Here is a 24,440-nt window from a genome sequence, read left to right as displayed (position 1 = left end):
CTTGAGGAGAAGAATAGAAATGACCTTCGTCGTCACCGACAACTGCATCAAATGCAAATACACCGACTGTGTGGAAGTCTGTCCGGTGGACTGCTTCTACGAAGGCCCGAACTTCCTGGTCATTCACCCGGACGAGTGCATCGATTGCGCACTTTGCGAGCCTGAGTGCCCGGCGCAAGCCATCTTCTCCGAGGATGAAGTGCCTGAGGATATGCAGGAGTTCATCGAGCTGAACCGTGATCTGGCCGAAGTCTGGCCAAACATCACCGAGAAGAAGGACGCCCTCTCCGACGCCGAAGAGTGGGATGGAGTCAAAGGCAAGCTGGAACACCTGGAGCGCTGATCCACTTCGGTAGCCCCAACGCAAAAAGGCCCGCATCTGCGGGCCTTTTGCTTTCCTAGGGACGAAAAAAGGGGCGGGGGATACCCGCCCACTCTTTTGTCCCTATTCCCTGTATTCCTTGCTCATCATCCTGATGAATCGCATCCGGCGATGTCCTTGGTCGATGTCCTTATCAACCTGCATACATCCTGTACGCAGGAGTGATATTAGCGATCCGGGAGTACCGAGCAAGTTGCTGAGCCGGTGCTTAGAAGAGTGGAAGGGTTATCAGACAAAACAATAAAAACCTTATATTTCAATATCTTGAACCTGAACCCAGCACATATCCCACCATTCACGAGCAGGAACTTCCTCTGATCACGTACACAGTTTGTAAGCAATGACTTACACAGCAATGCATAAAAGAGAACCTTTGTGACTCCAGCCGAAGCGGCCGTCTCCCCTCCTCCCAAAAGGGAAACGAGCGGCCGGGGCTCCCACCAGCAACACATAAAAAAGCCCGGCTTAAACCGGGCTCTTTCGAATCGCTAACTCACTACTGGAACAGCGCATCACTGGACAAGCCATTCTTTTCCAGGATTTCCCGAAGACGCTTCAGCGCTTCGACCTGAATCTGTCGCACCCGCTCACGGGTCAGGCCTATTTCCTGGCCCACTTCCTCAAGCGTACAGCTTTCATGGCCCCGCAGACCAAAGCGACGCACTACCACTTCGCGCTGCTTGTCAGTCAGCTCGGACAACCACTGGTCGATGCTCTGCGAGAGGTCATCGTCCTGTAGCAGTTCGCAGGGGTCGGTGGGGCGGTCATCGGTAAGGGTATCCAGCAGGGTCTTGTCCGAGTCAGGCCCGAGGGACACATCCACCGAAGTCACCCGCTCGTTGAGACCGAGCATGCGCTTGACCTCATCGACCGGTTTTTCCAGCAGGTTGGCGATTTCTTCCGGCGAAGGCTCGTGATCCAGCTTGTGGGTCAGCTCTCGAGCAGCACGCAGGTAGACGTTGAGTTCCTTGACCACATGGATCGGCAGGCGGATCGTTCGGGTCTGGTTCATGATGGCCCGTTCAATGGTCTGACGGATCCACCAGGTCGCATAGGTAGAGAAGCGGAAGCCCCGTTCGGGATCGAACTTTTCCACCGCCCGGATCAGACCGAGGTTGCCCTCTTCGATGAGGTCGAGCAGCGAAAGACCACGATTGACATAGCGTCGCGCGATCTTCACCACAAGGCGGAGGTTGCTTTCGATCATGCGTTTGCGCCCGGCAGGGTCTCCGCGCTGCGCTAGGCGCGCAAAGTGCACTTCTTCTTCCGGGGTTAGCAGGGGGGAAAAGCCGATTTCGTTGAGGTACAGCTGAGTCGCGTCTAGCGCGCGGGTGTAGTCGATGTACTTGTGTTGCTTGGGTGAGCTTGAATGTCGGGATTTCGCGGTGGGCGGAGGCGCGTCGCTCTCCTCGCTCAACGCATCATCCAAAATAACGCCCGGCTCCAGAAGGAGCAGCTCGTCATCGACGTCAAACTCCGGCGCTTCTTTATTGAGTGCCATTGTTGTTGTCCCTTGCTGAGTTCGACAACAAGCCCTGGCGATGCCTTATATCCCTGGCGCCGCCCGAGCCCGTCCTTACCACGTGGTGGAACGGGCTGAAAAACGGATCAACGACGAGGTAGGTATTGCAGCGGGTCTACAGGCTTACCTTGACGGCGAATCTCAAAATGAAGCTTCACCCGGTCAGTCCCCGTTGAGCCCATCTCGGCAATTGTCTGCCCGACCTTGACCTGCTGTCCCTCCCGCACCAGCAGCCTACGGTTATGACCATAGGCGCTTACGTAGGTATCGCTGTGTTTGATGATGACCAATTCGCCGTAGCCCCGTAATCCACTTCCGGCATAAACAACTGATCCATCTGACGCAGCCAAGACAGGCTGGCCTAATTCCCCAGCGATATCAATCCCTTTATTCAAACTGCCGTTTGACGAAAAACGCCCGATCAGAGGACCACTCGCCGGCCACACCCACCCGGCTGCAGAGCGCGGAATAGAGGCGTTCGGCGTAGATGCCTGCACTGCCGCCACGGTTTTCTGAGGCTGCGACTGCGGGCGGACAGTCGGCTGCTGGGGCGGCACGGGCGGGCGGCTGGAAACGCTGCTACCCGCCCTTGGATTGGTCACCACAGGTGCCGTGGCAACTGCCGTAGGACGGGTCTGACCAGGCTGGCCATCGAAACGGATGATCTGCCCAGGGCGAATCACGTACGGAGAGGGGATCCCATTGCGCGCGGCCAGAGCTTTCCAATCCCAGCCGAAGCGAAAAGCTATGGAATAGAGGGTGTCACCGCGCTGGACGCGGTACTGGCCGCTGGTAACGGGTTGCCGCTGCACGGCAGAGTTCGCCCCCGAGTGGTTGCGGTCGACCACGCCGACGCTGCTTTTCTGGGTGCTGGTACAGCCGGCGAGCAAGACGCCAACGGCAACAGCGGGCAACCAGATGAGCCCATTCCCCATGCGAATCCACTGCCGAATGGCCATTAGGCTCACTCTTGTCCCCTTTCCCAACGTTCCTAATACTTGATTATTGTGCCGGAAATATCCGGTCGAGCCAGCCGCCTGCCGCACAAAGTACAGCAGGTGGACAGCTTGGCGATGCATCAGAAAGTTACCTGCGACGCAGGTTCCCCCGACGGCGGGCTCAGGCCAGGGGTCCGCTGAGCAGCGGTACGAAGCGCACCGCATCGAGCACATGACGGGTGAAGCCCTGCTCTTCACGAATGATCAGCATCAGTTGCTGGACGTCGCCAGCGCCCACCGGGATCACCAGGCGTCCGCCCGGTGCCAGTTGATCGAGCAATGCCTGCGGGACGTCCGCCGCGGCAGCAGTCACTATGATGCCATTGTAGGGTGCCAGCGCTGGCCAGCCTTCCCAACCGTCGCCCCAACGGAACACCACGTTGCGCAGGTTGAGCACCGCGAGGCGTTCCTTGGCTTTGTCCTGCAGTACCTGGATGCGCTCGACAGAAAACACCCGCTCAACCAGCTGCGCAAGAATCGCAGTCTGATAACCCGAACCGGTACCGATCTCCAGCACCTTGTCCAGCGGGCCAGCGGCCAGCAGAAGTTCGGTCATCCGCGCAACCATGTAGGGCTGCGAGATGGTCTGGTTGTGCCCAATCGGCAGCGCGGTGTCTTCGTAGGCGCGATGGGCCAAGGCCTCATCGACGAACAGGTGACGCGGTGTCCGGCGAATGGTTTCGAGTACGCGGGCGTTGGACAGCCCTTCCTCGTACAGACGCTGGATAAGGCGCTCACGGGTGCGCTGGGAAGTCATACCGATCCCGCGCCGGATCAGGTCGTCCTGTTCCCGGGGCATTAGAGCAGGCCCTCCAACCAGCTATCGAGGCTCTGGAAAGCCTCGTTGAAAGTCCGATCGAGTTGCAGGGGCGTGATGGACACATAACCTTGCATCACCGCATGGAAATCCGTCCCCGGCCCACCGTCTTCGGCGTCACCGGCTGCGGAAATCCAGTATCCCTCCTTACCCCGGGGATTGACCACCTTCACGGGCGCTGCAGCCCGCGCTCGATGGCCCAGCCGGGTCAGTTGGATACCACGGATACGCTCCAGCGGCAGATTGGGGATATTTACATTGAGCACGGTGCGCGGTGGCAGGTCGAGCCGGTCATGGGCGGCCACCAGTCGGCGGGCGATGTGCGCGGCAGCGGGCAGGTTGTCCGCCTGACGCGACAACAGTGAGAAGGCGAACGCCGGCAGCCCGAGGAAGCGCCCTTCCAGAGCGGCGGCCACGGTACCGGAATAGAGCACGTCATCCCCGAGATTGGCTCCGAGATTGATGCCCGACACCACCATGTCTGGCAAATGCTCAAGCATACCGTTGAGCCCCAGGTGGACGCAGTCGGTCGGCGTGCCATTGAGGCTGATGAAACCGTTATCCAGCGTGCTGGGGTGAAGCGGGCGGTCCAGCGTCAGAGAGCTGCTGGCACCACTCTTGTCCTGGTCTGGCGCAATGACCACGCAGTCGGCGTAATCCTTGAGCGTGCCATGTAGAGCGGCGAGACCCGGGGCATTCACCCCGTCGTCGTTGGAAATCAGAATGCGCATGGGTTTTCCGTCTGCCCCGCCGGCAGCAGATCGACGAGCTCACGCACCACTGCGGTGGCGAAGCATCCAGCCGGCAGGACGAATTCCAGTTGCAGAACGTCAGGCTCGGGATAATGCCACGTCAGGCCGCCAATGGGGAGGCGGAGGATGCGCCGTTCGTGCGCCATTCGCGCTTCCGCCAACCAGTGGCAAAGTGCCGGCTCGGCCGCGGCCACCGCCGCCTCGAGCGTTTGCGCCTGTCCCTGGACGGGCGATGGTCCTTCTCCCCATTGCGGACCGGTCGGGTGCAGATCGAGTTGCGCCAAGCGCGGGTCGCTGCATTCAGCCTCGCCTGCCGGGAAGAAACTGCGACTGTCGGTGAAGGCCAACAGGTCACCTACCTGGGCCTGGTTCCAGGTGCCCGCGGCGACGCGCTCGGCCAGCACCCGGTTGAACAGGTAGCTACGTCCGGCCGAGAGCAGCCGCGAACGCAAGTTGCGCTGTACCGGCAGCTCCTTGCGCTCGGCGAAGGCGCGAGCGTCGACCACGTTGCCGCCACCATGCCCGAAGCGCTGCAGGCCGAAATAGTTGGGCACACCTGCTTCCGCCAGGCACTTCAGGCGCGCGTCGATCGCCTCACGATCCGCCTCCAGACGAGTCAAACGAAGGATGAAACCGTTAGCCGAATGGGCGCCACGCTGCAGCTTTCGCTTGTGGCGCACAATCTTGAGGATGCGCAGGTTGGCATTCTCGGCAGCGGACAGGTCTGGATCGGCCTTGCCTGGCAGGTGCAGGCTGAACCACTGTCGGGTCAATGCCTGCCGATCCTTTAGTCCAGCGTAGCTGACCACTTTCAGCGGTACGCCAGCAGCACGGGCAATGCGCCGGGCTGCTTCCTCGGTGTTCAGCTCGCGCTTTTCCACCCAGAGCCAGAGATGCTCGCCTGCACCCTCCAGCGGAATGTCCAGCACTTCATCGACCTGAAAATCCTCAGCCACGGCCTTCAGTTGAGCCCGTCCCAGAGGTTCGCCATGGGCGCGCGGGCCCAGCAGTTCGAGTTCGGTCATGCCGGCAGCAACAGGGCCACCGCATGCACGGCAATGCCCTCCTCGCGACCGGTGAAGCCCAGCTTCTCGGTAGTAGTGGCCTTGACGTTGACCTGGTCCAGCTCTACCCCCAGGTCAGCGGCGATGTTGGCGCGCATGGCCTCGATATGAGGGGCCATCTTCGGTGCCTGAGCAACAATGGTTCCGTCCACGTTCCCCACCTTCCAGCCCTTGGCCTTCACCAGCGACAGCACGTGACGCAGCAGCGCGCGGCTGTCGGCACCCTTGAACTGTGGATCGGTGTCCGGGAAATGCTTGCCGATATCCCCCAGCGCCGCAGCGCCTAGCAAGGCATCGCAAAGCGCGTGAAGCAGCACATCGCCGTCGGAATGGGCGACGAGCCCGAACTTGTGGGGGATGCGCACGCCGCCCAGGGTGATGAAGTCACCTTCACCGAAGCGGTGTACGTCGTAGCCGTGGCCAATTCGCATAAGGAAGAACGCCCTGAAAAGTCAGGGCGTGATTCTACCTGCTTTGGTTGTGCTTAGGCTTTCAACGCCTCCGCATGGTGCCGCAGGTGATCGCCGACGAAGCTGGCGATGAAGTAGTAGCTGTGGTCGTAACCCGGCTGAAGGCGCAGGGTCAGTGGGTGTCCCGCCGCCTTGGCCGCCGCTTGGAGGGCCTCAGGCTTGAGCTGATTGGCGAGGAAGTCATCGCGATCGCCCTGGTCCACCAGAATCGGCAAACGTTCAGAAGCCTCGGCCAACAGCACACTGGCATCCCATTCACGCCAACGGGTACGGTCCTCGCCCAGATAACGGCCGAAGGCTTTCTCACCCCAGGGGCAGGCCATGGGATTACTGATCGGCGCGAATGCCGACAACGACTGATAGCGTCCCGGGTTACGCAGGGCACAAACCAGCGCGCCGTGACCGCCCATGGAATGGCCGCTGATCCCGCGCCTCTCGGAGACCGGGAAGTTGGCCTCGATCAGCGCCGGCAACTCATGCACCACGTAGTCATGCATGCGGTAATGGCGCGCATAGGGCTCCTGGGTGGCATTCAGATAGAAGCCGGCGCCCAGGCCGAAATCCCAGGCGTTGTCCGGATCACCGGGTACATCTGCACCACGCGGGCTGGTATCCGGGGCAACGATAATCAACCCCAGTTCCGCCGCCAGGCGCTGCGCGCCAGCCTTCTGCATGAAGTTCTCATCGGTGCAGGTCAGCCCCGACAGCCAGTAGAGCACTGGTAACTTCTCGCCTTGCTCCGCCTGGGGCGGGAGGTAGACGGCGAACACCATGTCGCAGTTCAGGCTGGTAGAGCGGTGACGGTAGCGCTTGTGCCACCCGCCGAAGCTCTTGTTGCTGGAAACGATTTCAAGGGTCATGGAGCGATCTCCGTCAAAGCCGCGCCCGAAGCTGGATGCCTTGCCTGCCTCGGGCTGCCCGTCTGATTAGTAGTGGACGACCGAACGGATGCTCTTGCCTTCGTGCATCAGGTCGAAGGCCTTGTTGATGTCGTCCAGCCCCATGGTGTGGGTGATGAAGGTATCCAGCGGGATTTCGCCCTTCTGCGCCTTGTCCACATAGCTCGGCAGCTCGGTACGTCCCTTCACGCCGCCAAAGGCCGAACCGCGCCACACGCGACCGGTCACCAGCTGGAACGGACGAGTACTGATTTCCGCACCGGCCGGCGCCACGCCGATGATGACGGACTCGCCCCACCCCTTGTGGCAGCACTCGAGCGCCGCGCGCATCAGGTTGACGTTGCCGACGCACTCGAAGCTGTAATCCACACCGCCATCGGTCATTTCGACGATGACGTCTTGGATCGGCTTGGCGTGGTCCTTCGGATTGACGAAGTCGGTGGCACCCAGTTCACGGGCCACGTCGAACTTCTCCGGATTGATGTCGACGGCGATGATGCGCGAGGCCTTGGCCATCTTGGCGCCGATGATCGCGGCCAGACCGATGCCGCCCAGACCGAAGATAGCCACGGTGGCGCCCTCTTCAACCTTGGCGGTGTTGAGCACGGCGCCGATACCCGTGGTCACACCGCAGCCCAGCAGGCAGACCTTCTCCAGCGGCGCTTCTTTCGGAATCTTCGCCAGGGAGATTTCCGGTAGCACGGTGTACTCGGAGAAAGTGGAGCAGCCCATGTAGTGGTAAATCGGTTGGCCGTTGTAGCTGAAGCGGCTGGTGCCATCCGGCATCAGGCCCTTGCCCTGGGTGGCGCGTACTTTCTGGCACAGGTTGGTCTTGCCGGATTTGCAGAATTTGCACTCACGGCATTCGGCCGTGTACAGCGGAATCACATGGTCACCCACGGCCAGCGAAGTGACGCCCTCGCCCACGGCTTCGACGATGCCGCCCCCCTCATGGCCAAGGATGCAGGGAAACACGCCTTCGGAGTCAGCGCCGGACAGCGTGTAGGCATCGGTGTGGCAGACGCCGGTGGCCACGATCCGCACCAGGACTTCGCCGGCCTTGGGCGGTGCCACGTCGACTTCGACGATTTGCAACGGCTGGTTGGGCGCAAACGCCACAGCGGCACGGGACTTGATCATGGTCATTCTCCAGCTGATTGAAATGGCCAGGGAGTGTAGTTGAGCTGCCTATGGTAAATAATCAGCCACAAAGCAAAACATTATTGCAGTGGAGGGATAATCAATGAGTCGGTGGGAAGGCCTGGACGAGTTCGTTGCGGTCGCAGAGTCAGGCCAGTTCACTGCAGCTGCCGAGCGTCTGGGCATCTCGTCGTCCCATGTCAGCCGACAGATCGCCCGCCTGGAAGAACGCCTGCAGACGCGGTTGTTCTATCGAAGCACCCGCAAGGTCGCCCTCACCGAGGCTGGACAAACCTTCCTGCAACATTGCCAACGTCTGATGGATGCGCGCGAGGAAGCCCTGCGCGCGGTGAGCGACCTGACCAGCGAACCCAAGGGCTTGCTGCGCCTGACCTGCGCGGTGGCCTATGGCGAGCGCTTCATCGTGCCGCTGGTCAACGAGTTCATGGCGCGCCATCCGCAGTTGCGTGTGGATATCGAGCTCAGCAACCGTGCCCTGGACCTGGTGCACGAAGGGCTCGACCTGGCGATACGCCTGGGCCGCTTGCAGGATTCGCGGCTGGTGGCCACACGCCTGGCACCGCGGGTCATGTACCTGTGCGCGGCGCCTTCCTACCTTGAACGTTACGGTCGCCCCCACAGCCTCTCGGAACTGGCCCGGCACAATTGTCTGGTTGGCAGTGCCGACCATTGGGACTTTCTGCAGCAGGGGCGCGAACACGCCATCCGCATCCATGGCAATTGGCGCTGCAACAGCGGCCAAGCAGTGCTGGATGCAGCCTTGCGCGGTTTCGGCCTGTGCCAACTACCTGATTACTACGTGCTGGAGCACCTGCGCAGCGGCGCATTGGTGTCTCTGCTGGAACAACATCGACCGCCAAACACGGCGGTGTGGGCACTTTATCCACAGCAACGCCACCTCTCGCCCAAGGTGCGGCAACTGGTGGATCTGCTGAAAGAAGGGTTGGCCGAACGGCCTGAGTACGCGCTGGATCAGCCGCGCGTCGACCAGCGCTGACGTAACCAGTCGAGGTCTTCGGGGCGCGTGATCTTGAGGTTGTCGGCGCGCCCCTCCACCAGCCTGGGTGCGTTCCCCGCCCATTCCATGGCGGACGCTTCGTCAGTGATGGCGACACCGGCGACCAGGGCATCGGCCAGGGCCCGATGCAGAGCGCCAAAGCGGAACATCTGCGGCGTATAAGCCTGCCAGATCAGGCTGCGATCGACGGTTTCCGCTACCCGGCCGTCGGCACTGGCGCGCTTCAAGGTGTCCCGTGCCGGGACGGCGAGCAAGCCACCCACTGGATCATCGGCCAACTCGGCCAGAAGCAGATCAAGGTCGAAACGTGACAGGTTCGGCCGCGCCGCATCATGCACCAGCACCCAATCATTCGCGCGGGCGCCGCGCTCGGCCAGACGCAACAGTGCGCTTAGCACCGAATCCGCGCGCTCCTTGCCACCGTCGGCACGGATGATGCGCTCGTCGCTGGCGCAGGACAGCGCAGGCCAATACGGATCATCCGCCGAAAGGCTGATCACCAGCCCCTTGAGCTGAGGGTGATCGAGGAAACAGTCGAGGCTGTGCTCGAGAATGGTTCGCCCGGCAAGCTCAAGGTATTGCTTGGGACGGTCGGCACGCATGCGGGCACCGGCGCCAGCGGCAGGGATCACTGCCCAGAAGAAAGGGATATCGGCCTGGTTCATTCGGAAATCTGGTAGAGGGTTTCGCCTTCCTTGACCATGCCCAGTTCATGACGGGCACGCTCTTCGACAGTTTCCATACCCTTTTTAAGCTCCATCACTTCGGCCTCCAGGATACGGTTGCGCTCCAGCAGGCGTTCGTTCTCACCTTGCTGCTCGGCAATCTGTTGCTGTAGATCCTGGACCTGCGCCAGGCTGCCGTCGCCCACCCAGAGGCGATACTGCAGGCCCGCCAGCATCAGGATCAGGACAACGAACAACCAGTAAGTGTTTGGGCGAGTCATTTTGCCAGGGAGTATCCATGCGAAAAGGGCAGCTTGCGCTGCCCTTCTACCAGTCCCTGCCGGCCGGGCAGGTTGAAATCAGGTGATGACGCGCAGTTTACATGAAGTAAAGAGGCATTCAGCGGCTGATTTCAACCCGGCCTGACCGATTGCAGCTGCGGACTTAGCCGCGGAACTCGGCACGGCCGCGGTAAGGCGCCTTGCCGCCCAGTTGCTCTTCGATACGCAGCAGCTGGTTGTACTTGGAGACGCGGTCGGAACGGCACAGGGAGCCGGTCTTGATCTGACCGGCGGCGGTGCCTACGGCAAGGTCGGCGATGGTGCTGTCTTCGGTCTCGCCCGAACGGTGGGAGATCACCGCGGTGTAGCCGGCAGCCTTGGCCATCTGGATGGCTTCCAGAGTCTCGGTCAGGGAGCCGATCTGGTTGAACTTGATCAGGATCGAGTTGGCAATGCTCTTCTCGATGCCTTCCTTGAGGATCTTGGTGTTGGTCACGAACAGGTCGTCACCCACCAGCTGCACCTTGGCACCGATCTTGTCGGTCAGGTCTTTCCAGCCGGCCCAGTCGGACTCGTCCATACCGTCTTCGATGGAGATGATCGGGTAGCGCTGGGTCAGACCAGCCAGGTAATCAGCGAAACCGGCAGCGTCGAACACCTTGCCTTCGCCGGCCAGGTCGTACTTGCCGTCCTTGAAGAATTCGCTGGAGGCGCAATCCAGTGCCAGGGTCACGTCAGTGCCCAGCTTGTAGCCGGCATTGGCGACGGCTTCGGCGATAGCGGCCAGAGCGTCTTCGTTGGAAGCCAGGTTCGGCGCGAAGCCACCTTCGTCACCTACGGCAGTGTTCAGGCCACGGGCCTTCAGCACGGCTTTCAGGTGGTGGAAGATTTCGGTGCCCATGCGCAGGGCGTCGGCGAAGCTCTTGGCGCCAACCGGCTGAACCATGAACTCCTGGATGTCGACGTTGTTATCGGCGTGCTCGCCGCCGTTGATGATGTTCATCATCGGGACGGGCATGGAGTACTGACCCGGCGTGCCGTTCAGGTCGGCAATGTGAGCGTAGAGCGGCACGCCCTTGGCCTGGGCAGCGGCCTTGGCGGCGGCCAGGGACACGGCGAGGATGGCGTTGGCGCCCAGCTTGGCCTTGTTCTCGGTGCCGTCCAGTTCGATCATGGCGCGGTCCAGGGCTTTCTGATCGACAGCGTCCTTGCCCAGCAACAGATCGCGAATCGGGCCGTTGATGTTGGCTACGGCCTTCAGTACGCCCTTGCCCAGGTAACGGCTCTTGTCGCCATCACGCAGTTCCAGTGCCTCGCGGGAACCGGTGGAAGCACCGGACGGCGCGCAAGCGCTACCGATGATGCCGTTCTCGAGGATCACATCGGCTTCCACAGTGGGGTTGCCACGGGAGTCCAGAACCTCGCGGCCCTTGATGTCGACGATCTTTGCCATTGTTGTTAGCACTCCAAAAGTTGACGAAAACGCTCAGCAGAAAGTGAGGCGATTCGCCGGGCCTCGGGGTCGGCTGACCCGGCGAATGTCCTGACCGATCGGTCAGATTGTGCCCACGCGGCACTTTACCGGAGAAAGGCCGGTTCAGGCAGTCTCGATCGGCGGAAAACTCTTGACCAGGTCGTCCAGCTGCTTGAGCTGGGACAGGAAGGGCTCGAGTTTATTCAGGCGCAGCGCGCAAGGGCCATCGCACTTGGCGTTGTCCGGGTCCGGGTGGGCCTCGAGGAACAGACCGGCCAGGCCCTGGCTCATGCCGGCCTTCGCCAGGTCGGTGACCTGGGCACGGCGGCCGCCAGCGGAGTCGGCGCGTCCGCCCGGCATCTGCAAGGCGTGGGTGACGTCGAAGAATACCGGGTACTCGAACTGCTTCATGATGCCGAAGCCGAGCATGTCCACGACCAGGTTGTTGTAACCGAAGGAGGAGCCGCGCTCGCAGAGGATCAGGCGATCATTACCGGCTTCCTCGCACTTGGTCAGGATGTGTTTCATCTCCTGGGGCGCAAGGAATTGGGCTTTCTTGATGTTGATCACCGCACCGGTCTTGGCCATGGCCACCACCAGATCGGTCTGCCGGGACAGGAAGGCCGGCAGCTGGATGATGTCGCATACCTCGGCCACTGGGGCTGCCTGGTAGGGCTCATGGACGTCGGTGATCACCGGTACGCCGAAGGTTTTCTTCACTTCCTCGAAAATCTTCATGCCCTCTTCCAGGCCCGGGCCACGGAAGGAGTTGATCGAGGAGCGGTTGGCCTTGTCAAAGCTGGCTTTGAACACGTAGGGGATACCGAGCTTCTCGGTCACCCGCACGTATTCTTCGCAAACCTTCAGGGCCAGGTCGCGGGACTCCAGCACGTTCATGCCTCCGAAGAGCACGAACGGCTTGTCGTTGGCGATATCGATATTGCCGACGCGGACGATCTTCTGCGCCATGGGTCAGGCCTTCTTCGCTTTCTGCGCCAGAGCGGCGTTGACGAAGCCGCTGAACAGCGGGTGGCCGTAACGCGGGGTGGAGGTGAACTCCGGGTGGAACTGGCAAGCCACGAACCACGGATGATCCGGAGCTTCCACGACTTCCACCAGGGCACCGTCGCCAGAACGACCGGTGACCTTCAAGCCGGCTTCCTGCAATTGCGGCAGCAGGTTGTTGTTAACTTCGTAGCGGTGGCGATGGCGCTCGACGATCTCGTCCTTGCCATAGCAGTCATGGACCAGGGAGCCGTTTTCCAGCTGGCAGGCCTGAGCGCCGAGGCGCATGGTGCCGCCGAGGTCAGAGGCTTCAGTACGGATTTCGGTAGCGCCGGTAGCGTCTTCCCACTCGGTGATCAGGCCCACGACCGGATGGCCGCTGGATTTATCGAATTCGGTGGAGTTGGCGTCGGTCCAGCCCAGTACGTTACGGGCGTACTCGATCACCGCCACCTGCATGCCAAGGCAGATGCCAAGATAGGGGATCTTGTTCTCGCGGGCATAGCGCACGGTGGAGATCTTGCCTTCCACACCACGCAGGCCGAATCCGCCCGGAACCAGGATGGCGTCAACGCCTTCCAGCAAGGCAGTGCCCTGGGTTTCGATGTCTTCGGAATCGATGTAGCGCAAGTTCACCTTGGTGCGATTCTGGATACCGGCGTGGCTCATCGCTTCGATCAGCGACTTGTAGGCGTCCAGCAGCTCCATGTACTTGCCGACCATGGCGATGGTGACTTCGTTCTCGGGGTTCAGCTTGGCATCCACCACGCGGTCCCACTCGGAGAGGTCGGCACTGCCGCATTGCAGGCCAAAGCGCTCGACGACGATGTCGTCCAGGCCCTGGGCGTGCAGCACGGACGGAATCTTGTAGATGGTGTCGACGTCCTGCAGGGAGATCACCGCGCGCTCTTCCACGTTGGTGAACAGGGCGATCTTGCGGCGGGAGGACAGGTCAACGTCATGGTCGGAACGGCAGATCAGCACGTCCGGCTGCAGACCGATGGAGCGCAGCTCCTTCACCGAGTGCTGGGTCGGCTTGGTCTTGGTCTCGCCAGCGGTGGCGATGTAGGGCACCAGGGTCAGGTGCATCAGCATGGCGCGCTTGGCACCCACTTCCACGCGCAACTGGCGGATGGCTTCGAGGAAAGGCTGGGACTCGATGTCGCCGACGGTGCCGCCGATTTCCACCAGGGCCACGTCCGCACCAGCGGCGCCCTTGATGATGCGGTGCTTGATCTCGTCGGTGATGTGCGGAATCACCTGGATGGTGGCACCCAGATAGTCACCACGGCGCTCCTTGCGCAGCACATCGGCATAGACGCGGCCGGTGGTGAAGTTGTTGTTCTGGGTCATGGTGGTGCTTACGAAGCGCTCGTAATGGCCCAGGTCGAGGTCGGTCTCGGCACCGTCTTCGGTCACGAAGACTTCACCGTGCTGGAAGGGGCTCATGGTACCCGGGTCCACGTTGATGTACGGGTCCAGCTTGAGCATGGTGACCTTCAGCCCCCGCGCTTCCAGAATGGCGGCCAAGGATGCCGAGGCGATGCCTTTCCCCAAAGAAGAAACAACACCGCCCGTGACGAAGATATAGCGCGTCATGAAAAACCCTAGAAGTCTGCGTTTAGGCGGAAAGCCGCCGGGGAAAGCGATGAAGGGCTATGGCCTTCAACCATGGAGCGCCACTGGGGCGCTGCTTCAAAAGCAACAACCGCCGATTCCGAAGGAATCAGCGGATGCTATGTAAGACGGGAGCGTAGTCTACCGGAAAGACCCTATCAGCTCAAACCTTGGTCATTCGTCGGTGGGGTCCAGCGCAGACGCCAGTGGCCCGCCTGCGGACCGTCCAACCCCGGCAGATTGGCCACGGCCAGCAGTTCTCCTTCGACGAAGAGCAGCGGCAATCGGCCACGGGCAAAAGCGGGCAGCCGCGACTCATTGAGCAGCCGCTTGAGGTCGCGACGCCCTCGCCCTGCTATCTCCAGCACCTCACCTCCTTGCCGATAGCGAACCTCGAGCCGACCAATCGGCGCCTCGCCCTGCAACGCCAGCCGGCCATTACCGGGCAGCTCGAGCGGTTGAGTGGGAGCGTGCCAGGCAAGATTCGAAACCGGTGCGGCGAGCCAGTCCCCGGATAACCACCACAACCGTCCGTCGGCACGTTGAAGTTCGCCCCGCGCCAGACGCCAGACCGGCGCCGAATCGACGGCGGCATCACGCAGGTTTTCCCATCCCGCCCAATGGCCGCTGTCGGGAAGGGGCGTCAGCTTCGCCAGCCAGTAACGCAGTGCATTGCGTTGCCGAGCTGGCGACAGGCCGACCAGCACCTGCAAATCCAGGGACGGCAGGGGCAGCCAGGGGAAATCAACGCAGTCTCGTGCGTTTTCGAGATCCGCGTGCGCCAACTCGCCGAGCAGGGTTTCTGCCTCGGCCAAATGTTCGGCACTACGCGCAAGGGTTTCCGCCACCCTTGGCCATCGAGCTTGCAGTACCGGGAAGATACGGAGGCGAAGGAAATTGCGGGATAGCGACGTGTCGGCGTTGCTCGGGTCTTCCACCCACTGGAGCCCTTCGGCGCGAGCGTAGGTTTCCAGCTCGGCACGGGCTGCGCGCAGCAATGGCCTGACCAGGGTGCCCTGCCCCAACGAGCGGCTTTCCGGCATACCTGCCAACCCACGCACGCCAGCCCCTCGCAGCAGGCGGAAGAGCAGCGTCTCGGCCTGGTCGTCACGGTGCTGGGCACTGAACAGTACCTCCCCGGCGCCCAACTCATCGATGAAAGCGGCATATCGCGCATCTCGCGCGGCCCTTTCCAGGCTGGGCCCGGAATCTACCGTTACCCGCAACACCTGCAGCGGAACGCCCAGTTCATCGCAAAACCGCTGGCAATGGTTCGGCCAGGCATCGGCCGCGACCTGAAGGCCGTGATGGACATGGATGGCAGAAAGCGGCGGCAGGGCTTCGCGACGGGCGAGGCGCACCAGCAGATGAAGGAGGACAGTGGAGTCGAGTCCGCCGGAGAAGGCGACGCGCCAGGCCGGCGCATGGCGCCACGGGGCCAGGGCGGACAACAGGCAGGATTCGAGGGACATGGGAGGCTCGGGTAACCGACTCGGGCCCCAAGCATAAAGCCGGGGCCCGAGACGCGCAGCCTGAAGCGAGGGGTCAGGCTACGCCGTAGCTCATCAGGCGGTCATAACGACGCTTCAGCAGATCCTCGTTGCTGAGCTTCTGCAGCATCTTCAACTGCTCGGAGAGCTCCGCGCGGATGGACTCGGCAGTGGCTGCTGGATCACGGTGGGCACCGCCCAGGGGCTCGGCGATCACCTTGTCGACAATGCCCAGGCCTTTCAGGCGCTCGGCAGTGATGCCCATGGCCTCGGCCGCATCCGGCGCCTTCTCGGCGGTTTTCCACAGGATGGAGGCGCAACCTTCCGGCGAAATCACCGAATAGGTGGAGTACTGCAGCATGTTCAGACGATCACAGACGCCGATGGCCAGCGCGCCGCCGGAACCACCTTCACCGATCACGGTGGCGATGATCGGGGTCTTCAGACGAGCCATGACGCGCAGGTTCCAGGCAATGGCTTCGCTCTGGCCACGCTCCTCGGCATCGATGCCCGGATAAGCGCCGGGGGTGTCGATGAAAGTGAGGATCGGCATCTTGAAGCGTTCGGCCATTTCCATGAGACGGCAGGCCTTGCGGTAGCCCTCGGGGCGCGGCATGCCGAAGTTGCGACGGACCTTCTCGCGCACCTCACGGCCCTTCTGGTGGCCGATGATCATGACCGGCTCGTCGTTCAGACGGGCAACGCCGCCAACGATGGCCGCGTCGTCGGAGAAGTGACGGTCGCCGTGCAGTTCGTCGAACTCAGTGAAGATGTGCTCGATATAGTCAAGGGTGTAAGGCCGACGAGGGTGGCGCGCCAGCTGGGCGATCTGCCAGCTGGAAAGGTTACCGAAGATGCTCTCGGTGAGTGCGCTGCTCTTCTCCTGCAGGCGGGAGATCTCGTCGGTGATGTTCAGGGCGTTGTCGTTACCGACCAGACGCAGCTCCTCGATCTTGGCTTGCAGATCGGCGATGGGCTGTTCGAAATCCAGAAAGTTCGGGTTCATAGGCTTCCGTCGTGCGCTTGGGGCCAGGCGGCTGGTTCCATTTGGCGCCCTACCTTAAGGGATCGGGCGCGTTCGGGTCGAGATCAAATCGAAATCGGGCCTCTGCGGGCGTGCTGTCACGTTCGCATCAGCGGTAGTGCAGGAAGACGTTGTCGCGCCCGAACTGGTCACGCAATGCCTGAATCAAAGCGTCGGCCGGCGCTATTCGCCAGTCGTCGCCGAACTGCAGCAGGGCCTTCGCGTCGTTACCGCTGTAGTCCAGGGTCAGCGGGCAAGAGCCACGATGACGACCGCAGAGTTCCGCCAGCCAGCGCAGGCGATCGCCCTGAAGGGCACTGAAGTCCACCTTCATGCGCAAGCTCTCGGCCAGGCCGGTGCGCGCCTCCTCCAGGCTGAGCACACGCTTGGCACGCAGGCGCAGACCACCGGAGAAGTCATCGTGACTGACCTCCCCTTCCACTACGACCAGGGCGTCCGTCTGCAGCAGGCCGTGGGCGGCGTTGAAGGCTTCGGCAAAGAGAGACGCCTCGATACGGCCGGAACGATCGTCGAGGGTGATGAAGCCCATCTTGTCGCCTTTCTTGTTCTTCATCACCCGCAGGTTGACGATCAGACCGGCGATGATCTGGGTGTCCCGCGCCGGCTTCAGCTCGACGATGCGCTGGCGGGCGAAGCGGCGGACCTCACCTTCGTACTCGTCGATCGGGTGACCGGTCAGGTAGAGGCCCAGGGTGTCCTTCTCGCCCTTCAGGCGTTCCTTGAGGGAAAGCTCCTTAGCCTTGCGATGGTTGGCGTAGACGTCCGCCTCGGGCTCAGCGAACAGCCCCCCGAAGAGGTCCATGTGGCCGCTGTCATGGCTGCGCGCAGTTTGCTCGGCAGCCTGGATGGCTTCTTCCATGGCGGCCAGCAACACCGCACGGTTGCGGTCGATGCCAGCCTGGTAGGCCTTGGCCTCGTTGCTGAAGAACGGCCCCAGGCGATCAAGGGCACCGCCACGAATCAGCGCCTCGAGGGTCCGCTTGTTGATGCGCTTGAGGTCGACGCGGTTGCAGAAGTCGAACAGGTCCTTGAAAGGTCCACCCTCGGCTCGGCACTCCGTGATGGCCTCCACCGGGCCTTCACCCACGCCCTTGATGGCGCCAAGGCCGTAGACGATCTGGCCATCTTCATCGACGGTGAAACGGTACTCGGAGTTGTTCACGTCAGGGGCGACGATGCGCAGCTTCATGTGCCGGCATTCTTCGATCAGCGTCACCACCTTGTCGGTGTTGTGCATATCCGCAGTGAGCACCGCGGCCATGAAGGGTGCCGGGAAGTGCGCCTTGAGCCAAGCGGTCTGGTAGGAAACCCAGCCGTAGGCGGCGGAGTGGGACTTGTTGAAGCCGTAGCCGGCAAACTTTTCCACCAGGTCGAAGATGTTGCCCGAGAGGTTCGGGTCGATGCCGTTGTTCGAGCAGCCTTCAATGAAGCCGCCGCGCTGCTTGGCCATTTCCTCGGGTTTCTTCTTACCCATGGCACGTCGCAGCATGTCGGCGCCACCAAGGGTATAACCGGCCATCACCTGGGCGATCTGCATCACCTGCTCCTGGTACAGGATGATGCCGTAGGTCGGTTTGAGTACGGGCTCCAGCCCCGCATATTGGTAGTCAGGGTGCGGGTAGGAGAGCTCGGCGCGGCCGTGCTTACGGTTGATGAAGTCGTCCACCATGCCTGACTGCAGGGGGCCCGGACGGAACAGGGCCACCAGTGCAATCATGTCTTCCAGGCAGTCGGGCTTGAGCTTCTTGATCAGTTCCTTCATGCCGCGCGATTCAAGCTGGAAGACCGCCGTGGTCTCCGCCTTCTGCAGCATGTCGTAGGTTTTCTTGTCGTCGAGCGGGATACGGTCGATGTCCACCAGCGGCAGGCCATGCTTCTCCTGCTCGCGGTTGATCATCTCCATGGCCCACTTGATGATCGTCAGGGTGCGCAGGCCGAGGAAGTCGAACTTCACCAGGCCGGCGGCCTCCACATCGTCCTTGTCGAACTGGGTCACCAGGCCAGCGCCCTCTTCGTCGCAGGCGATCGGCGAGAAGTCCGTGAGCTTGGTCGGCGCGATCACCACACCACCGGCGTGCTTGCCTGTACCCCGGGTAATGCCTTCCAGCTTCAGGGCCATGTCCCAGATTTCCTGGGCTTCTTCGTCCACCTTGAGGAAGTCGCGCAGCGCTTCTTCCTGCTTGAACGCGGCCTCCAGGGTCATGCCCACTTCGAAGGGGATCATCTTCGACAGGCGATCGGCCAGGCCGTAGGACTTGCCCTGTACCCGCGCCACGTCGCGCACCACCGCCTTGGCCGCCATGGAGCCGAAGGTGATGATCTGGCTTACCGCGTTACGCCCATACTTGTCGGCAACGTAGTCGATCACCCGGTCGCGGCCGTCCATGCAGAAATCGACGTCGAAGTCGGGCATGGAGACCCGCTCAGGGTTGAGGAATCGCTCGAACAGCAGGTCGTAGGCCAGCGGATCAAGGTCGGTGATCTTCAGTACGTAGGCCACCAGCGAGCCCGCACCCGAGCCCCGGCCCGGCCCCACCGGCACGCCGTTGTTCTTGGCCCACTGGATGAAGTCCGCAACGATCAGGAAGTAACCGGGGAAGCCCATCTGGATGATGGTGCCGAGTTCGAACTCCAGTCGGTCGATGTAGAGCTGCCGCTTCTCTTCGTAGTCAGGCGTGGTGTCCTTCGGCAAGAGCACGGCCAGCCGCTCTTCCAGGCCCTCGAAGGAAGCATGACGGAGGTAGTCGTCAATGCTCATGCCGTTGGGCGTGGGGAAGTCGGGCAGGAAGTGCTTGCCCAACTGGACCTCTATATTGCAGCGCTTGGCGATCTCGACTGTATTTTCCAGCGCTTCGGGGATGTCGGCGAACAGCTCGGCCATCTCCTCAGGGGACTTGAGGTACTGCTGATCGGAGTAGTTACGCGGCCGACGCGGGTCGTCCAGGACCCGGCCTTCGCCGATGCAGACACGGGTCTCGTGGGCCTCGAAATCGCCGGGCTTGAGGAAGCGCACATCGTTGGTCGCCACCAATGGAGCGCCGCAGCGCTCGGCCAGGGCAACCGCGGCATGCACATGTTCTTCGTCCAGGACGCGGGAGGTACGCTGCAGTTCCAGGTAGAAGCGATCCGGGAAGGCGACCTGCCACTCGGCCAGAAAGGCCTCGGCGCCGGCTTGGTCGCCATTGAGCAGGGCCATGCCGATCTCACCTTCCTTGGCACCGGACAGGGCAATCAGGCCTTCGGCAGCTTCCTTCACCCATTCCCGCTGGATGATCACCAGACCATTGCTCTGGCCTTCGGTCCAGCCACGGGAGATGAGTTCGGTCAGGTTGCGGTAACCCTTGGCGTTCATCGCCAGCAGGGTCATGCGGCTCAAGGGCCCGTCCTCGAAGGGACTGGCCAGCCAGATATCGGCCCCGCAGATGGGTTTGATGCCACCACCCATGGCGGTTTTGTAGAACTTCACCAGCGAGCACATGTTGCTCTGGTCGGTAATCGCCACCGCCGGCATACCCGCTCCCGCCACGGCCTTGACCAGCGGCTTGACCCGCACCAGGCCGTCTACCAGGGAGTACTCGGAATGCAGACGCAGATGGACGAAGGAAGCGGTCATGGAAGTCCTATGCATAACGCGAAAACGACAAGGCCCGGATTGTACCGGGCCATCGGATAAAGCTACAGGCTTGGGGCAAGGTCGCGGACGGGAGCGACAACAGGCCTCAGCGGCCGCCCTCGATCAGCTCCCGAACCGGGCCGAAGGAGCGTCGATGGATGGGCGTCGGTCCCAGGCGACGCAAGGCCTCAAGGTGGACCGGCGTGGGATAGCCCTTGTGCCCGGCGATGCCGTAGCCGGGATAGAGCGCCTCCAGCTCGGCCATCTCACGGTCGCGACTGACCTTGGCCAGGATAGAAGCAGCAGCAATGGCCGGCACCTGGCTATCGCCCTTGACCACAGGCGCGCTGGGAACCTTGAGCTTGGGGCAACGATTGCCATCGATCAGGGCCAATTTCGGCGTAACGCTGAGGCCCTCCACGGCGCGCTGCATCGCCAGCATGGTGGCATGGAGGATGTTCAGCTTATCGATCTCCTCCACCTCGGCACGGGCAATGCACCAGGCGAGGGCCTTCTCTCGGATCTCGTCGAACAGCGCATCCCGGCGGGCTTCGGAGAGCTTCTTCGAATCATTGAGACCAATGATCGGCCGTGCCGGATCGAGAATGACCGCGGCGGTAACCACCGGACCGCAGAGAGGACCACGGCCGACTTCGTCGACGCCGGCCACCAGTTCTTCTACCAGGCTGAAATCCAGACCGAGCTGCATCAGGACACTCCAATCAGTTGCAGGACGGCATCGGCCGCCTGGCGCGATGCGTCCTGACGCAGGGAACGGTGAATGACATCGAAGCCATGGGTCTGCACCTCGCCGTCATCCAGCAAGGGCGAAACAGCCTGGGCCAGGGCCTCGGGCGTCGCGGCATCCTGCAGCAGCTCAGGCACCAGCAGGCGCTGGGCCAGCAGGTTAGGCAGGGACACGTAGGGGCTCTTCACCAGGCGCTTGAGAATCCGGTAGGTCAGCGGTGCAACCTTGTAGGCCACTACCATTGGGCGCTTGTACAGCAGGGCTTCCAGCGTGGCGGTGCCGGAGGCGATCAGTACCGCATCACATGCGGCCAGGGCCTCGTGGGAACGACCATCGAGCAGTTTCAACGGCAGGTCGCGACCGGCGACCATCGCCTCGACCTGTGCGCGCCGCTCTGGACTCGCGCAGGGCAATACAAAGCGAATGCCGGGGCGAATCGAACGCAGGCGTTCGGCGGCGTCGAGGAACAAGCCCCCCAACTTGCCAACTTCACCGCCCCGGCTACCCGGCAACAACGCCACCACGGGCGAGTCCTCGGGCAGATCCAGCGCGAGCCGCGCAGCCGCGCGATCGGCCTGCAAGGGAATGGCATCGGCCAGTGGGTGGCCGACAAAGCGCACCGGCACCCCATGCTCGTCATAGAACCGCGCTTCGAAGGGGAACAGCGTGAGCATCAGGTCGCAGCCTTCGCGAATTTTCAACACACGCTTCTGCCGCCAGGCCCAGACCGAGGGGCTGACGTAGTGCACGGTCTTGATACCGGCGCGTCGAAGCTTGAGCTCGACACCCAGGTTGAAGTCCGGCGCGTCGATGCCGATGAAGACGTCGGGACGCTCGTCGATCAGGGTGTGGATCAGACGCTTACGGCGCGCCAGCAACTCGGGGAGACGCCCTAGCACCTCCACAAGGCCCATGACTGCTAGGCGTTCCATGGGGAAATAGGATTCCAGTCCCTCCGCCTGCATGCGCGGGCCGCCAACGCCAATGAACTGCGCGTCAGGATGGCGCACCTTGAGCGCCTGCATGAGGGTGGAACCAAGGATGTCGCCGGACGCCTCGCCGGCAACCAGCGCGATGCGCAAAGGACGATTCATGGGCTCAGCGGGTAATGCCGCGGGTCGAGGACTGGATGGAGTCGCGGAAAACGGCAACTTCCGGGAACTGGTCAGAGGTCTCGGCGAGTTCGGCCAGTGCCTGCTCGACGGTCAGCCCCTGGCGGTAGACCACCTTGTAGGCACGACGCAGGGCAGCAATCGCTTCGGCACTGAAACCACGACGGCGCATACCCTCGAAGTTCATGCTGCGGGCCTCGGCCGGGTTACCAAAGACAGTGACGTACGCCGGCACGTCTTTGCCGATGGCCGTGCCCATGCCCGAGAAGCTGTGGGCGCCGATGCGGCAGAACTGATGCACCAGGGTGTAACCGGAGAGAATCGCCCAGTCGTCCACATGTACATGGCCGGCCAGCGCGGTGTTGTTCACCAGAATGCAATGATTCGCGATCACGCTGTCGTGACCGATATGAACATAAGCCATCAGCAGATTGTGGTCGCCAATGGTGGTCTCGGAGCGGTCCTGCACAGTGCCACGATGGATAGTCACGCCTTCGCGGATCACATTGTGGTCACCAATCACCAGGCGAGTAGGCTCACCCTTGTACTTCAAGTCGGGAGTGTCCTCGCCCACCGAAGAGAACTGGTAGATGCGGTTGTGCTTTCCGATACGGGTCGGTCCCTTGATGACCACATGCGGTCCGACCACGGTCCCCTCGCCGATTTCCACATCGGGTCCAATGATCGACCAAGGGCCGACCTGAACGCCATCCGCCAGCTTCGCTGCCGGATCGATAATGGCGCGAGGGTCAATCAAACTCATAGTTTGCGTTCCGCACAGATGATCTCGGCCGAGCATACTTCCTTGCCATCGACGCTGGCATTGCAGTCGAACTTCCAGATGCCGCGTTTGACGCTGAGGAACTGCGCACTGAGGATCAGTTGATCGCCCGGCAATACCGGCTGGCGGAAGCGCAGTTTGTCGGAACCCACGAAGTAGTAGAGGGTGCCGTCAGCTGGTTTGACGTCGAGCATCTTGAAACCGAGGATGCCGGCCGCCTGGGCCATCGCTTCGATGATCAGCACACCCGGCATGATCGGGTGCTGCGGGAAATGGCCGTTGAAGAAGGGCTCGTTGATGCTGACATTCTTGTAGGCGCGAATGCGCTTGCCTTCAACATCCAGCTCCACCACTCGATCCACCAGGAGGAAGGGGTAGCGGTGCGGCAGATATTCGCGAATCTCGTTGATGTCCATCATGTTCCTGGAGCCTTTTCAAAGTATTGGGGATGCGCGGCGCTACGTAAATCAGGCTTCTGATGAAGCATCCCCGCCCGGGGTCACTGCCGCCAGGCGTTTTTCCAGTTGCTGCAGACGACGCGCCATGTCGTCCAACTGGCGAATACGGGCAGCGCTCTTCTTCCACTCCGCGGCGGTCTGCATCGCGGTACCGGAAGAGTAGGCACCCGGCTCGGTGATATTGCGAGTCACCATGGTCATACCGGTGACGAACACGTTGTCGCACACCTCAATGTGGCCAACCATCCCCACACCACCGGCGATCATGCAATTGCGGCCAATCTTGGTGCTGCCGGAAATACCGACACAGCCGGCCATGGCGGTGTTGTCACCAATCTGCACGTTGTGCGCGATCATGATCTGGTTATCCAGCTTCACGCCATTGCCGATCAAGGTATTGGACAGGGCACCGCGGTCGATGGTGGTGTTGGCACCCACCTCGACGTCGTCACCCAGGACGACACCGCCGATCTGCGCGATCTTCTGCCAAACGCCCTTCTCGTTGGCAAAGCCAAAACCTTCGCCACCGATAACGGCGCCAGACTGAATCACCACGCGCTTGCCGATGATCACATCGTGATAGAGGGTCACACGCGGAGCCAGCCAGCCACCTTCACCGATCACGGTGCGCGCACCGACCACGCAATGAGCGCCCAACGTCACCCCGGCGCCGATCTGTACGCCGGACTCGATTACCACATAGGCACCGACGCTAGCGCTCGGATCGACCTTGGCATCCTCGGCGACCACGGCGGTCGGATGAATGCCAGGTTGAGCCTTGGGCTTGGGGTCGAACAGATGGGAAAGCTCAGCGTAAGCCAGGTAGGGGTTGGCCACGACCAGAGCGCTGCCGCTGTAACCCTCGGCATCGGCCGGGGTCAGCAATACGGCGGCGGCGCGGGTATCGGCGAGGAACTTGCGATACTGCGGATTGGCCAGGAAAGTGAGTTGGCCCGGACCGGCCTCCTGCAGGGTAGCCAGGCCACTGATCGCTGTGCCTTCGGCACCACACAGGGTGGCACCGAGGCGTTCGGCCAGTTGGCCGAGAGTGAAGACCGGGGCAGTCAT

General features: G+C 62.0%; 23 protein-coding genes. 2 read left to right on the top strand and 21 right to left on the bottom strand.

Going from position 1 to position 24,440, the window contains the following annotated elements:
• The first annotated feature begins 19 nt into the window (after positions 1-19).
• The gene (gene fdxA, locus G559_RS0106505; protein ID WP_028627474.1) at positions 20-343 is read left to right on the top strand and encodes a ferredoxin FdxA; all 324 of its coding nucleotides are present in this window, start codon (positions 20-22) and stop codon (positions 341-343) included.
• Between the two features lie 535 nt (positions 344-878).
• Here fdxA and rpoS read toward each other — a convergent pair.
• From rpoS to G559_RS0106460, 8 genes are all read right to left on the bottom strand, one after another.
• Positions 879-1,883, bottom strand: a complete 1,005-nt coding sequence (rpoS, locus tag G559_RS0106495) for an RNA polymerase sigma factor RpoS (protein WP_028627473.1) — start codon at positions 1,881-1,883, stop codon at positions 879-881.
• Between the two features lie 107 nt (positions 1,884-1,990).
• A complete protein-coding gene (locus G559_RS0106490; RefSeq protein ID WP_081667941.1) occupies positions 1,991-2,863 on the bottom strand; it encodes a peptidoglycan DD-metalloendopeptidase family protein in 873 nt (290 codons plus the stop codon).
• Positions 2,864-3,023: 160 nt separating this feature from the next.
• A complete protein-coding gene (locus G559_RS0106485) occupies positions 3,024-3,701 on the bottom strand; it encodes a protein-L-isoaspartate(D-aspartate) O-methyltransferase (RefSeq protein WP_028627471.1) in 678 nt (225 codons plus the stop codon).
• The gene (gene surE / locus G559_RS0106480) at positions 3,701-4,450 is read right to left on the bottom strand and encodes a 5'/3'-nucleotidase SurE (RefSeq protein WP_028627470.1); all 750 of its coding nucleotides are present in this window, start codon (positions 4,448-4,450) and stop codon (positions 3,701-3,703) included. The genes G559_RS0106485 and surE overlap by 1 nt, the downstream gene beginning before the upstream one ends.
• A complete protein-coding gene (gene truD, locus G559_RS0106475) occupies positions 4,438-5,496 on the bottom strand; it encodes a tRNA pseudouridine(13) synthase TruD (RefSeq protein ID WP_028627469.1) in 1,059 nt (352 codons plus the stop codon). Before truD ends, surE begins: the two co-directional genes overlap by 13 nt.
• Positions 5,493-5,966 (bottom strand): 2-C-methyl-D-erythritol 2,4-cyclodiphosphate synthase, encoded by a 474-nt coding sequence (gene ispF / locus G559_RS0106470; RefSeq protein ID WP_028627468.1) that lies wholly within the window; start codon positions 5,964-5,966, stop codon positions 5,493-5,495. The genes truD and ispF overlap by 4 nt, the downstream gene beginning before the upstream one ends.
• Before the next feature lie 53 nt (positions 5,967-6,019).
• Complete coding sequence (gene fghA, locus G559_RS0106465) at positions 6,020-6,865, bottom strand: S-formylglutathione hydrolase (RefSeq protein WP_028627467.1); 846 nt, start codon at positions 6,863-6,865, stop codon at positions 6,020-6,022.
• 66 nt (positions 6,866-6,931) lie between these two features.
• Positions 6,932-8,044, bottom strand: a complete 1,113-nt coding sequence (locus G559_RS0106460; RefSeq protein ID WP_028627466.1) for an S-(hydroxymethyl)glutathione dehydrogenase/class III alcohol dehydrogenase — start codon at positions 8,042-8,044, stop codon at positions 6,932-6,934.
• 103 nt (positions 8,045-8,147) lie between these two features.
• Here G559_RS0106460 and G559_RS0106455 point away from each other — a divergent pair, with 103 nt between their 5' ends.
• Positions 8,148-9,062, top strand: coding sequence for a LysR substrate-binding domain-containing protein (locus tag G559_RS0106455; protein WP_028627465.1), 915 nt, complete (start codon positions 8,148-8,150; stop codon positions 9,060-9,062).
• Here the strand turns inward: G559_RS0106455 and ispD are convergent.
• The 13 genes from ispD to lpxD form a co-directional block, all read right to left on the bottom strand.
• Positions 9,038-9,748, bottom strand: coding sequence for a 2-C-methyl-D-erythritol 4-phosphate cytidylyltransferase (gene ispD / locus G559_RS0106450; protein WP_028627464.1), 711 nt, complete (start codon positions 9,746-9,748; stop codon positions 9,038-9,040). The two genes, G559_RS0106455 and ispD, sit on opposite strands and share 25 nt — an antisense overlap.
• The gene (gene ftsB, locus G559_RS0106445; protein WP_028627463.1) at positions 9,745-10,029 is read right to left on the bottom strand and encodes a cell division protein FtsB; all 285 of its coding nucleotides are present in this window, start codon (positions 10,027-10,029) and stop codon (positions 9,745-9,747) included. Before ftsB ends, ispD begins: the two co-directional genes overlap by 4 nt.
• 163 nt (positions 10,030-10,192) lie before the next feature.
• Positions 10,193-11,482 (bottom strand): phosphopyruvate hydratase, encoded by a 1,290-nt coding sequence (eno, locus tag G559_RS0106440; RefSeq protein WP_028627462.1) that lies wholly within the window; start codon positions 11,480-11,482, stop codon positions 10,193-10,195.
• 144 nt (positions 11,483-11,626) lie between these two features.
• Positions 11,627-12,472: a 3-deoxy-8-phosphooctulonate synthase gene (gene kdsA / locus G559_RS0106435; protein WP_028627461.1), complete on the bottom strand. Its 846-nt coding sequence runs from the start codon at positions 12,470-12,472 to the stop codon at positions 11,627-11,629.
• 3 nt (positions 12,473-12,475) lie between these two features.
• Positions 12,476-14,107: a CTP synthase gene (locus tag G559_RS0106430; protein WP_028627460.1), complete on the bottom strand. Its 1,632-nt coding sequence runs from the start codon at positions 14,105-14,107 to the stop codon at positions 12,476-12,478.
• 176 nt (positions 14,108-14,283) lie between these two features.
• Entirely contained in the window at positions 14,284-15,597 is a 1,314-nt protein-coding gene (gene tilS, locus G559_RS0106425; protein WP_028627459.1) for a tRNA lysidine(34) synthetase TilS, read from the bottom strand.
• Between the two features lie 73 nt (positions 15,598-15,670).
• Positions 15,671-16,621 carry an acetyl-CoA carboxylase carboxyl transferase subunit alpha gene (gene accA / locus G559_RS0106420; RefSeq protein ID WP_028627458.1) on the bottom strand — a complete coding sequence of 317 codons (951 nt, stop codon included), beginning with the start codon at positions 16,619-16,621 and terminating at the stop codon, positions 15,671-15,673.
• 127 nt (positions 16,622-16,748) lie between these two features.
• A complete protein-coding gene (gene dnaE, locus G559_RS0106415; protein WP_028627457.1) occupies positions 16,749-20,273 on the bottom strand; it encodes a DNA polymerase III subunit alpha in 3,525 nt (1,174 codons plus the stop codon).
• Positions 20,274-20,379: 106 nt separating this feature from the next.
• On the bottom strand, positions 20,380-20,982 hold the full coding sequence (rnhB, locus tag G559_RS0106410) for a ribonuclease HII (protein ID WP_028627456.1): 603 nt from the start codon (positions 20,980-20,982) through the stop codon (positions 20,380-20,382).
• Positions 20,982-22,115 carry a lipid-A-disaccharide synthase gene (gene lpxB / locus G559_RS0106405; RefSeq protein WP_028627455.1) on the bottom strand — a complete coding sequence of 378 codons (1,134 nt, stop codon included), beginning with the start codon at positions 22,113-22,115 and terminating at the stop codon, positions 20,982-20,984. The genes rnhB and lpxB overlap by 1 nt, the downstream gene beginning before the upstream one ends.
• 4 nt (positions 22,116-22,119) lie before the next feature.
• Positions 22,120-22,896 carry an acyl-ACP--UDP-N-acetylglucosamine O-acyltransferase gene (lpxA, locus tag G559_RS0106400; protein WP_028627454.1) on the bottom strand — a complete coding sequence of 259 codons (777 nt, stop codon included), beginning with the start codon at positions 22,894-22,896 and terminating at the stop codon, positions 22,120-22,122.
• Positions 22,893-23,333: a 3-hydroxyacyl-ACP dehydratase FabZ gene (gene fabZ / locus G559_RS0106395; protein ID WP_028627453.1), complete on the bottom strand. Its 441-nt coding sequence runs from the start codon at positions 23,331-23,333 to the stop codon at positions 22,893-22,895. Before fabZ ends, lpxA begins: the two co-directional genes overlap by 4 nt.
• Positions 23,334-23,381: 48 nt before the next feature.
• The gene (gene lpxD / locus G559_RS0106390; RefSeq protein ID WP_036997057.1) at positions 23,382-24,440 is read right to left on the bottom strand and encodes a UDP-3-O-(3-hydroxymyristoyl)glucosamine N-acyltransferase; all 1,059 of its coding nucleotides are present in this window, start codon (positions 24,438-24,440) and stop codon (positions 23,382-23,384) included.

This window comes from Metapseudomonas resinovorans DSM 21078, from assembly GCF_000423545.1.
In the GTDB taxonomy this organism is placed as follows: domain Bacteria; phylum Pseudomonadota; class Gammaproteobacteria; order Pseudomonadales; family Pseudomonadaceae; genus Metapseudomonas; species Metapseudomonas resinovorans.
The sequence above is the reverse complement of the archived record's forward strand: the minus strand, read 5'-3'. Positions and strand labels throughout refer to the sequence as shown.